Below are 11,609 nucleotides of genomic sequence, written 5' to 3' on the forward strand. Positions count from 1 at the left end.
ACTACTGATTATTAAAAAAATGCCATCAAAGAGTAACTGGCTCCAACTGACCGGAGTACCAGGAGGCTCACCCATGGCTTGCTGTAAGGATTCACCATGATCAGACATCTGGGGAAATCTGTATCCACTCTTGTAATCGCTGCTTCTCTCACCATAGCGCCTGCATTTGCCACAACGGCCAATGAAGGACAGAGAACGCTTAATATCTACAACTGGTCGGATTATATCGCCGAAGACACCATAGCCAACTTTGAGAAAGAGACTGGCATTAAGGTTCAATATGATGTCTTTGACAGCAATGAAGTCCTGGAAGCCAAATTGCTTTCAGGAAAAACCGGCTATGACATTGTCGCACCAACAGCAGACTTTCTGCTTCACCAGATCAAAGCCGGGGTATACCAACCGCTGGATAAAGAGAAGCTGCCCAACTGGAAGCACCTGGATGCTGAGTTGATGGCCTTGATGGAAACCTACGACCCGGATAACCGGTACTCGTTTCCCTATCTGTGGGGCACCACGGGCATCGGTTATAACCCGGAGCGGGTGAAAGCGCAGTTGGGGAAAGATGCTCCCATCAACAGCTGGAGCCTGATCTTTGATGAAAAGTATATCAGCAAGCTCAGTCAGTGTGGTGTTGCGTTCCTGAATGCACCAACCGATGTGATTCCAGCGGCACTGAGTTATCTGGGGCTTGACCCGAACTCGACCAACAGAGCGGATTACGCCAAAGCCGAAGCACTGCTGATGAAAGTTCGTCCCTACGTCACTTACTTTCACTCTTCCCGCTCAATTTCCGACCTGGCCAATGGTGATATCTGTGTCGCCATGGGCTGGTCCGGGGATATTCTGCAGGCAGCAGACCGTGCTGATGAAGCGGACAATGGTGTAACCGTAAAGTATATGATCCCTGATGAAGGTGCTGGCCTGTGGTTTGACACCGTAGCCATTCCACAGGATGCCAGAAACCCTGAAGAGGCCCATATCTTTCTGAACTACCTGCTGCGTCCGGATGTGATCGCCAACATCACTGACTATGTGGCTTATGCCAACCCGAATAAATCCGCCACAACATTAGTGGACGACGATATTCGTGAGAACCCTGGCATCTATCCAACCGCTGAGGCAAAAAAACGGTTATTTGTCTTTAAGGTTCTGCCTTCCAGAATTAACCGTCAGGTCAACCGCCTGTTTACCAAACTGACATCCGGTCAATAAAAGCGGCAAGGGCAAGAAAGAGTGTACTCTTCCTTGCCCTTGACATATCACAGCATCGATATGATGGATCGGAACACGGACCCGGAGAGGCCAGCATAGTCCGTTAGAAAGAAGCCAAAGCCCCAGTTAATAATTGCAGTCACGGAAGACCTCCTGTTTATGAAAACAAAAACATGAAAACATGGTGTCGCCCGCTAATAGACAAAGGAACATCCATTTTGTTCACTTCATCATCAAAATTATTTCACATCAGCCAACCAAAAAACGCTGACTGACGTAAATCCATCAGCCTCCCAGAGAATCTTCAAGCTCTGCTTTCCAGATGGCCATGGCCAATGCCGGTACACGAAGGACTTTTGGCGTTGGTATCCACTTGTGGCGAATGCGGGAAAACACATCAAATCGCTCAGACATCCCCGCCATTGCTTCCGCAACCACACGCCCGGCAATATTGGTCAGTGCTACACCATGCCCCGTATAGCCATGTGCCGTGTAAATATCATTTCCAAGATGCTCAATATGCGGCATATATTCCCGGGTAACCGCAAACAAACCACCCCAGTGATACTCCATTTTCACATCATCAAGCTGTGGAAAGACCTTCAGCATCCGCTGACGCAGGCGCTCTTTGGAGTCACTGTATTCGCCATTGAACGGATGATTAACGCCACCAAACAGAATTCGGCCATCGGCAGTAGGACGGAAATAGTCAAGACTGTTGTTTAAGTCAGACATGGCCATTTTGTTGCTAATAGGCTGTCGTTTACCCAACGGTTCGGTAACGGCAATATACGAGGCCACCGGCAATACTTTGCTTTCCGCTTTCCGGTTAAGACCGTCGATGTAAGCGTTACAGGCCAGCAGAACCTGCTTCGCCTTGACACTGCCCTGCTCCGTCAGTATCCGGTTTGGACTGCCTTTGACCAGTTTGATCGCCTTGCTCTGCTCGAATACGCGAGTGCCCAGCTCGATCGCTGCGCGGGCCAGGCCCAGGGTGTAGTTGAGGGGGTGCATGTGGCCACTGTTGGTATCGAACAGTCCACCGAGGTACTTCTCGGTTGAGGTCACTTTCCGGATTTTGTCCCGATCCCACCAGGTAACGCTGGGGTAGTTATAACGGGTCTGCTTCAGCTCCAGCCAGGACTTCAGCTCTTTTACCTGACTTGGCTTGATGGCCAATTCGATATAGTTCTGCTGGAAATCACAGTCGATATTGAACTCACGGATACGATCACGAACGATATCCAGCGACTCACAGGAGAGATCCCACAACTGCTTTCCCCACTGCGGACCAAAGGTTTCATCCACCTCACGCAGCCCCAGACAGTAGCCCGCCAGACACTGTCCGCCATTGCGCCCGGAAGCGGCCCAGGAAATACGACCAGATTCCAGCAGCACCACATCAAAGCCCCGCTTGCGCAGTTCAATGGCCGCATTAAATCCGGTCATGCCTCCACCGATGATGCACACATCCGCGGTGATGTCTCCACTCAGCACCGGCTGAAGTTCCAGTGAATGCCCGGTGACCTGATAATAGGAATCGATATATTCGCCAGCTTGGCTCATTCCAGTTGCCCACTCATTGTCAAAAAACTGAACGTCAATAAGTAGTTAACCAAATGAAATCATATATTTCTGACTAAGTTGTCAATCACTCTGCGGCGTTGCAACTCCGGTCACATAGCTACTGCTATGCTCCCTACGTTGCGCCTTGCATAGTAACTGCCCACTTAGCCAGAAATATACGATTCCATTTGGCCAACTACTTAACGCAGAGCCCTGAGCGATGCAAACCAACCATTACACACTCATCGTCAGTCTCTGATTATGGCAGTATGGCTTGATCACCATAAGCGGCGTGGATTATCAGGCGGATATACGATGCTGGCAATAAGTACCCGACTGCATAAAACGGTAATTATCCTACGCATGGAACGAGACACTCTCGATCTGACTGGCAATAACGCCCGGAAACTGCGCTTGTCCCGCCCATAACCGAACCCGAATATACGTGACCTTAATTTCCACTTCCCCCCCCCCGGCCTCTGCCGCTACGATATCGCCAGCCAAGGTCATAAACACATGAATTATTTATGGTTTCAATAAAAGATGTTGCCAGGGAAGCTAATGTTTCTACGGCAACCGTTTCACGGGTAGTCAATCGCTCCCCCAACACCAGTAACGAAGTGGTGCAACGGGTCTGGCAAACCATTCGGAAGCTGGGTTATCGTCCGGTGATTGGACGACAGTCGGCAACCACTATCGGTGCGGTGGTGTCTGATGTTTCAGAACCCTTCTTTGGCCAGATGTTGAAAGGCATTGATCAGGTTGCCAGAAACCACAACAAACAGCTGTTGATCCACAATGGCCACTACAGCGAACCAACCGAGCATCAGGCTATTGAGCGACTGATCGGTCACTGCGAGTCGGCCATTGTACACAGCAAATGGTTGTCCGATGAAACACTGATAGACTTTGCCAGCCAAATCCCCGGTTTAGTGCTGATTAATCGTTACATTGAGCCCATTGCTGAGCGCTGCATCGCTCTGGACAATGTTCAGGGAGGCTACATTGCTACCCGACATCTTCTGAATAAAGGTCATCAACAGATTGGCTATTTATGTTCAGACCAATTTATCGATGACGCGCAAGATCGTCTTAAAGGTCACCACAAAGCCATGGCAGAAGCGGACATTCCTGTTGATGAACGTTATATTGCCGCCTGCCCACCCACCGAAAATGGCGGGCGACTGGGGGTTTATGACTTACTGGCAAAAGACTTACCACTGACAGCCATTATCACCTACAACGATATCATGGCCGCTGGCGCGCTGTTTGGCCTGCAGGAAAACGGCCTGCACTGTCCGCAGGACATCTCTGTCGTTGGCTATGATGATCTGGTCATTGCCCGTTATCTGCACCCGAAACTGTCCACTGTCCGTTACCCCATTGCCGTTATGGCTGAACAGGCGGCACGACTGGCCATCAGCCTGAGCGATAAGAACAGGGCAAAGGTAACAGGCCAGATAATGATGCCGACTTTTGTTGAACGCAGCAGTGTGCAAGCACTAAACCGGTATCAACAAACAGACTGACACCAGAAAATGTAACAGTTACATAAGTTTGAGCTGGATCAACACTTTTTCCCGCCTTCACAGATAAGATACATCCTGTTGAAGTATGAAAATTCTGGATAACTGTCGTCAATAATCTCACCACCAGGTGAAATGATCTGTGACTCCAGAGACAGGAAAATGATGTAGCCAACCTATGAGTAAATTCATGCAGCGCGACTGGGAAAGCCCACAAATCACCGCACGCAGCCGACTGGCAAGCCATACCCCTATGAGCAGCTGGCGCAGTGAGCCACAATCTCTGGCAGACCATGCAAGTGATTCGGTATTAAGTCTGGATGGCCAGTGGGCTTTTGCACTGTATGACTCTCCGGAACAAGTCCCTGAAACATTTTCAAGGGAGGGATCCGACCCGACACAGACCATTACCGTTCCCGGTAACTGGCAGCTACAGGGCTTCGATAAGCCCATCTATACCAACGTCAAGTATCCGTTCCCCTGCAACCCGCCCCGGGTGCCTGTGACGAACCCGACTGGCTGCTACTCCACCACATTCACCCTGCCTGAGCAGTGGCAGGAAGATAGCCAGACCCGGGTGATCTTTGATGGCGTAAACAGTGCCTTCTATCTCTGGTGTAACGGCAAGTCCGTGGGCTATTCACAGGACAGCCGACTGGCCGCCGAGTTCGATTTGACACCATACCTTCAGGCCGGAGAGAACCGGTTATGCGCAATGGTTATCCGCTGGTCCGATGGCAGCTACCTGGAAGATCAGGATATGTGGTGGCTAAGCGGCATTTATCGTTCAGTCCGCTTGCTCAATAAGCCACACCAGCGTCTGGTGGATATTCGCGTCACACCGGATCTTGATGACCGCTACGAACACGGCAAACTCACCATTGTTGCCGATACCATGAATGCCGATGACCTGGCCATTCGGGCGACGCTGTATTTGGCTAACGACGTTATTGCCACCACCACATCCGCCATTGGTACCGCACCGATGGACGAAAAAGGCGGGTATAACGATCGCACCTGCCTGCAGCTGGAGATCAACCATCCGCAAAAGTGGAGCGCAGAGGCACCCAACCTCTATCGCGTTGTGGTCACGCTGACGGATCCGCAAACAAACAGCGATATTGAAAGCGAAGCCTACGACGTTGGATTCCGTAAGGTAGAAATCAAAGATGGCCTGCTGCAATTAAATGGTCAGCCACTAATGATTCGTGGTGTGAACAAGCACGAGCACAACCCGGCGACCGGTCATTTTGAAACGGTAGACGATGTTCGTGAACACCTGATACTGATGAAACAGCATAATTTCAATGCTGTGCGCTGTTCACACTATCCGCACCAACCGGCATTCTATCAGCTGTGTGACCGCCTGGGCCTCTATGTGGTTGACGAAGCCAATATTGAAACCCACGGCATGACCCCCATGCGCAAACTGGCCGACGACCCGATGTGGGCCAATGCGTTCCTGGAGCGGATGATGCGCATGGTGGCGCGGGACTTTAACCACCCATCCATCATCATCTGGTCACTGGGTAATGAATCAGGCTACGGTGCCGCCCATGATGCCATGTACCAATGGACCAAACGGACCGACCCGTCTCGCCCGATACAGTATGAAGGTGGTTGTTCCGATACCCCCGCAACAGACATCATCTGCCCAATGTATGGTCGTACTGATGAGGATCAGCCACAGCAGTTCCTGGGCAAAAACAAATGGGCATTGACCAAGTGGGTCGGCATGCCCAACGAAACCCGGCCAATTATCCTGTGTGAATATGCCCATGCCATGGGCAACAGTCTGGGCGGTTTTGCCGAGTATTGGGATGCGTTCAGAAAGCACCCCCGCCTGCAAGGTGGTTTCATCTGGGACTGGGTGGACCAGGGACTGGACAAGTTCGACGACAATGGTCAGCATTTCTGGGCATACGGCGGTGATTTTGGTGACAAGATCAACGATCGCCAGTTTTGCATCAATGGGCTGGTATTCCCGGATAAAACACCGCACCCGGCACTGTTTGAAGCCAAAAGAGCACAGCAGCCGTTTACTTTCGAATTAGTGGCAACCCGACCACTCACCGTGAAAGTCACCAGCGAAGCCTGCTTCTGCGCCACCGACAACCATCAACTGGTGTGGCAGCTAATGGCGGGCGAAGAAGCTCTGGTTGCTGGCGAAGTCACGCTGAATATTGCGCCCCACTCCTCAGAACTGCTGGTACTGTCTGAGCAGTCACTGACCATCAGCGGCAAACTGCCACGACTGGATCTCTCTATTATCCAGCCTGAAGCAACCGACTGGTCCGAAGCCGGCCACGAAGTCGCACGCCAACAGTTTATGTTGACGGGATCGCTGACCCATCAAGCGGTTACTCCTCGCTTGCCAACCTCTGCGGTCATCAATGAGGCCGACAGCAGCTTTATCGTCAATGCGGCAGAAAACAGCTGGACGATTGATCGTAACATTGGCCAGCTGGTGAGCTGGGTAAAAGACGGTAAAGAACAACTGCTTACCCCGTTGGCAGACAATTTCTACCGGGCACCGTTGGACAACGATATTGGTGTCAGCGAAGTTGACCGTCCGGACCCTAATGCCTGGATGCCACGCTGGGAGCGGGCCGGATTAAACAACCTGCAACACCGCTGCCTGCTGGTTGAATGTGATGCCAAGAAAGGGCTTGTTCTGGCTCACCATGGCTATTTCCACCCGGAACAACCGGAAAAAGAGATTCTGCGCAGCGTATGGACCTATCATTTTGCCGCCAACGGCAGTGCCCGTATCGATATTGAGGTCACTGTTGATGGTGATATGCCGCCTATGCCCCGCATCGGTGCCTGCCTGAGACTGAAGGAACAACCGGCACAAGTGAACTGGTTTGGCCGTGGGCCCCACGAAAACTATCCGGACCGCAAGTTAAGCGCGGATATCGGACACTGGGAGCAGTCCCTCAAGGCCATGCACACGCCTTACATTTTCCCAAGCGACAATGGTCTGCGGTGCGATACCCAGGCGCTGATGCTGGGCGATATCCGGGTAACAGGACAGTTCCATTTCAGTGTCAGCCCATACGGCCAGGCACAATTGGCAAGGGCAACACATACCCACGAGCTTCAGGAAGAAGAAGGCATTTTTGTCTATCTGGATGGCTTCCACATGGGTATTGGTGGTGATGATTCCTGGACGCCGAGCGTTCGCCCTGAGTACCTGTTGACTCAACCGATGTACCAGTGGTCGTTCGAACTGTCGTGATCACACGTTCATAACCCTGAATCCACAGTGATACGGGGTTATGACCAGCAAGCTTTGAAACACCCTGAGACGGTTAATGGTTCAGAATTAACCATCTGCCGGGATTCACTACATTTTATTGCTGCTGCTAAACAGGGGGGTTAACGATTCATTCAATGGAGGGTTAATTCAGATGCAATTCTCAGGTATCTTCCTGTTCCCCTGGATTGCTAAAGTAGTCAATCGTCGTTTGATGTGGCCCCTGGCCTGCGGCTTTCCGATTCTGTGCAGCTCCGTACTCTACTTTTCCAGCGTGATTGCCCCGGAAAGCGCCATTCTGGTAGGTCTGGCCGGTGCTGCTCTGAAATTTGGCAACGGTCTGTTCAATGGTCTCTCTACGGTTATGCTGGCTGATCTGGTGGACTACGGCGAAGCCAAAACCGGCTTGCGCAGCGAGAGCATTATCTTTTCAGTGCAAACCATGCTGGTGAAATGTGCCGGTGCCATGGCAGGTTTCCTGATTGGTTTTGGTCTGACGTTTATCGGCTATGTGCCCAACGTTGTTCAGACACCGGAAACCATTGTCGGACTGAAAGTACTGATGATCCTGATTCCCGCAGTACTGATTGCCCTGAGCGCCATCATCTATAAAAAGACTTATCGTCTGGATGCCCGCCTCAGCAAGGATGAAAGTGCTGTAGCTGCTAGTGTCTGAAGACCGGTAGTTCACAAATAACCTGTTTTTGTGCCCCCCTTATGTGGGGGTATTTTTGTTGAATAGTCAGAACCATTTCTTACGAGCACATTGTGATGAGCAAACCGTTAATTCACCTTTTCACAGACACCACCAGCCTGGTGATCAAGGCAGGCACATCCCTTCCGGGGTATTACTGCGCTGTTTGGTCATATGGGGGTAGAGCTCGACCCGGCCAGTGCTTCAGAGGAAGAGAAGCGCTCCTTTGCCAAATACATTGCCCTGCACAAGTCCTTAAGACACCTGTTGCATACCGGTGATCATTTCCGCTGCGACACCGCCCATAAAGCGTCACAGGGCTGGGGAGTTGTTATACCAACTCCACCTTCTAAATATGAACTGCGCAGCCATTTTGAACCGCTGGATCTTCGTTGGAATTCCTCGCAATAGCCCTGCTATTACTCGTCATTCCGCCTTGCCCAGCGGTCCAAAATGACTTGCTCGTTATCATATTTAGAAGGTGGAATTGGTATTAGCACCGATAAGCAGGAAGCCGTGGTGATGTTCGCCCAGCTGGATATGCCTGAGTATGCCATGTCCGCCACTGTGCAAATTCCCGGCCTGGACCCGGAAAAAGACTATAAGGTTCAGGTATTGGAAAAAAGTTCTTCCGATATTTACATGAAACAGTGTCCGCCCTGGATGACAGAGCCTGCCATTATGAGCGCCGCCCTGCTTGAACAGGTAGGTCTGATGATGCCAGTGATGCAGCCGGAAAGTGCACTGCTGATTAAGATTACGCAGGTTTAAAGTTAATACGATAACTGGCAACGTCCCGGGTTTTCAGATTTTGTCTGGAAACCCGAGTTTTTCAGCACCATAAAGTTTGTCACCGAATCCCCAAAAAACAGCCTGGGTTTCTGGCAAAACTGCAACTCTGGCAAAACTGCAACTCTGGCAAAAGCACAACTCTGGCAAAAACACAATGATCTCTCTATTATCCGTACTCAATTAAAAAGCATGGATAAAATTAAAAGTCAGCTTATGCCAATTCTTTCATTTCTTCTCGGAGTGCTCCTGACGTGGCTGTTTATGTCAGGCCTGATGGCTCAGGGTCTGGCACTGTTGATACGTATCTGGTGGCCATCGTCAAGCCGCGAGCGCGAGTTGAAGGTTGATCAGTGGCTGTTGAATAACCCGTTACAGCCCTCCTCCGGCTGGCGCTTGCTGGGTTACTGGAGAGACACGTCCCAATACCGGCAGGCCTGCTCGGAAATGGCGGGGTTACTGGCCGACAAAGTCTGTCTGTCCAGTCAGGATGAAGTCCTTGATGTCGCTTTCACCAGCCATGATCAGTTGCTGGTCTGGTTGGATTATTACCAGGTTCAGCACCTGACGGCAATCGCCAGTGATGAGCAACAGATGGTCCAGGCACTGGAGTATTGCGGGCATTTCAATACGCTTAAACTGGTGCGGGGTGGTGACAAGTCACTGGCAGAACGGCCAGAGAATAGCTGCGACAAGTTAATCGGCCTGGACTGCGTTTACCATCTGGAGTCCCGCTCTCATTTTTTCAGCCATGCCAGGAAAGCACTAAGGCCGGGAGGCACTCTGGTGTTTACCGATATGGTGCTGGCCCGGCCATTTCAGGACCGCCGGGAACAGCGCCTGGTAAACAAGCTTGGTCGTATATCAGGACTCCTGGTTGAAGATATGCCCGTCAAAGAGACCTACGAAAACCTGCTTAACCAGCATGGGTTTGAGCAGGTTGAGATTCTGGATATTACCGATGATGTCCTTTCCGGTTTCTGTTTCTGGTTTGGCCAACACTACCAGAGCCTTTCAGCATTCACACGTTCCAAGATGTGGATCAGGCTGCGACTGCAAGTCTGGTTTATTCGCTGGATGCTTCACCGGGAGCAACTGCGCTATCTGATGATTATTGCCCGCTGACAGGCTCATATAGTTTATCCACAGCTTTTGTGGATAAACTTGTGACAACATTCGGGATAGTTCACAAACACCTGTCAATTCAGGCCACCCGGACAGATTGATTAAAAAATAATCAGACCGCCTACTGGCATCCGTTCAAGTCTGTTTATTCACGGACAATAAACGAATCTTCTTAATAATGACCCGATCCCGTGTTATGACAAAATCACTGCTCTGGGTATACAGTTTGATTTCTGCATCCACTGCTTCGCGAAGTTTCACCCGACCTGCCGCCTGCCCCTGAAGGTTAATGCGGGTAGCACCGGGCTTAATCTTCTCAAGGTAGCGTTCCATGGACGTAAAAAACCGCAATGCAACCGGAATAATGTGTGCAGGCAGCAGGTTTGCCTCTGCCATCTCCTTGTGAATACCAATCTTAAGGGGCCTTGGATCCGAAACATTGAAGGCACCGGGCCAGATAATTCGCACCAGACGCAGCGCCTCAGAGTTCATTACGTCGCTTTCCGGCCGGTTATGCAGCCTCTCAAGAATTTTCCTGCCCTCTTCCGGAAGCGCTTGATTCATAGGGGAACCGGAAACATCCTGTTCAGAGGCCAACTGCTGTTCCTGCTTCTGGATGCCCTGGTCAGAAATATTACTGTCTTCTGCTGTCATCGACTGCCTTGCCCAAATAACACTCGGCATCCCGGGAAAATGCTACCACTCCCCTGAGATGCCCTTGAAAACCAACACCAAACCAGCCTGAGCCAGCGGGAGCACTATAATGACGGATTCAGCCCCGCCATAAAAGTGTAATTTATCAACAAACCGTACCAATCATAAGACAAGTACTGAAGAACAGGTCATTTTGGGCGACAGCAGACGAATGTTGAGCAAGTACGTGAATCAGAAGGGGCATAACCGGTTCTTCCTGCCCCCTTTGTGGCAGGCAATAAAAAAGGCAGTACCGTAAAGCACTGCCTTTTATATGGATCGCCCAAATAAAAACTGAGTTTTACAGAGGACGGATATCTTCAGCCTGCAGACCTTTCTGGCCCTGAGTAACACGAAACTCAACGCGCTGGCCTTCAGTCAGGGTTTTGAAGCCTTCGGTAGCAATCTGACGGAAGTGGGCAAACACGTCAGGTCCACCGTTTTCCTGGCTGATAAAACCGAAACCTTTCTCGTCATTAAACCACTTAACGGTTCCTGTAGAGGTAGACATACTCATATCCTGATATTCAAACACTATAGGGTGACTTTGTGGGCAAAGCCGTTTAGCTAGAAGTTTTATTTTTGTTTATGAAGGATATGCAGAGAGACTACGCTCGGAACATCAAATCTTTTCATAAAAAAACTAATATCACTTTTAACGGTCCCTATCATACAGACTCTCGTCAGAAAACTCATCAGTGATTACCTTATCTTGAAATAATTCCTGCCTCCATGAACCGGA

11 protein-coding genes are annotated in these 11,609 nt (G+C 50.6%); 7 read left to right on the top strand and 4 right to left on the bottom strand.

Going from position 1 to position 11,609, the window contains the following annotated elements; genetic code table 11:
- The first annotated feature begins 96 nt into the window (after positions 1-96).
- A complete protein-coding gene (locus ACO6UX_RS09280; RefSeq protein ID WP_422446950.1) occupies positions 97-1,215 on the top strand; it encodes a polyamine ABC transporter substrate-binding protein in 1,119 nt (372 codons plus the stop codon).
- 285 nt (positions 1,216-1,500) lie between these two features.
- On the opposite strand, the gene ACO6UX_RS09285 is transcribed toward ACO6UX_RS09280, so the two are convergent.
- Both ACO6UX_RS09285 and ACO6UX_RS09290 read right to left on the bottom strand, forming a co-directional pair.
- Positions 1,501-2,781 (bottom strand): NAD(P)/FAD-dependent oxidoreductase, encoded by a 1,281-nt coding sequence (locus ACO6UX_RS09285; RefSeq protein ID WP_422446952.1) that lies wholly within the window; start codon positions 2,779-2,781, stop codon positions 1,501-1,503.
- A 357-nt stretch (positions 2,782-3,138) separates the two neighbouring features.
- Positions 3,139-3,291 carry a hypothetical protein gene (locus ACO6UX_RS09290; protein WP_422446954.1) on the bottom strand — a complete coding sequence of 51 codons (153 nt, stop codon included), beginning with the start codon at positions 3,289-3,291 and terminating at the stop codon, positions 3,139-3,141.
- Positions 3,292-3,308: 17 nt separating this feature from the next.
- On the opposite strand from ACO6UX_RS09290, the gene ACO6UX_RS09295 reads away from it, so the two are divergent.
- From ACO6UX_RS09295 to ACO6UX_RS09320, 6 genes are all read left to right on the top strand, one after another.
- Positions 3,309-4,310: a substrate-binding domain-containing protein gene (locus ACO6UX_RS09295; protein WP_422446956.1), complete on the top strand. Its 1,002-nt coding sequence runs from the start codon at positions 3,309-3,311 to the stop codon at positions 4,308-4,310.
- A 175-nt stretch (positions 4,311-4,485) separates the two neighbouring features.
- On the top strand, positions 4,486-7,548 hold the full coding sequence (locus ACO6UX_RS09300; protein ID WP_422446958.1) for a beta-galactosidase: 3,063 nt from the start codon (positions 4,486-4,488) through the stop codon (positions 7,546-7,548).
- A 172-nt stretch (positions 7,549-7,720) separates the two neighbouring features.
- Positions 7,721-8,242, top strand: a complete 522-nt coding sequence (locus ACO6UX_RS09305) for an MFS transporter (protein ID WP_422446960.1) — start codon at positions 7,721-7,723, stop codon at positions 8,240-8,242.
- A gap of 171 nt (positions 8,243-8,413) precedes the next feature.
- A complete protein-coding gene (locus ACO6UX_RS09310; RefSeq protein WP_422447927.1) occupies positions 8,414-8,671 on the top strand; it encodes a hypothetical protein in 258 nt (85 codons plus the stop codon).
- A gap of 42 nt (positions 8,672-8,713) precedes the next feature.
- Positions 8,714-9,031 carry a GH36 C-terminal domain-containing protein gene (locus tag ACO6UX_RS09315; protein WP_422446962.1) on the top strand — a complete coding sequence of 106 codons (318 nt, stop codon included), beginning with the start codon at positions 8,714-8,716 and terminating at the stop codon, positions 9,029-9,031.
- A 282-nt stretch (positions 9,032-9,313) separates the two neighbouring features.
- Positions 9,314-10,174, top strand: a complete 861-nt coding sequence (locus tag ACO6UX_RS09320; protein ID WP_422446964.1) for a methyltransferase domain-containing protein — start codon at positions 9,314-9,316, stop codon at positions 10,172-10,174.
- A 135-nt stretch (positions 10,175-10,309) separates the two neighbouring features.
- On the opposite strand, the gene ACO6UX_RS09325 is transcribed toward ACO6UX_RS09320, so the two are convergent.
- Entirely contained in the window at positions 10,310-10,828 is a 519-nt protein-coding gene (locus ACO6UX_RS09325; RefSeq protein ID WP_422446966.1) for a ProQ/FINO family protein, read from the bottom strand.
- Positions 10,829-11,168: 340 nt separating this feature from the next.
- Positions 11,169-11,378: a transcription antiterminator/RNA stability regulator CspE gene (gene cspE / locus ACO6UX_RS09330; RefSeq protein WP_101748687.1), complete on the bottom strand. Its 210-nt coding sequence runs from the start codon at positions 11,376-11,378 to the stop codon at positions 11,169-11,171.
- Between the last annotated feature and the right edge of the window lie 231 nt (positions 11,379-11,609).

The sequence above is a fragment of the Endozoicomonas sp. ALB091 genome, from assembly GCF_049310265.1.
In the GTDB taxonomy this organism is placed as follows: domain Bacteria; phylum Pseudomonadota; class Gammaproteobacteria; order Pseudomonadales; family Endozoicomonadaceae; genus Endozoicomonas.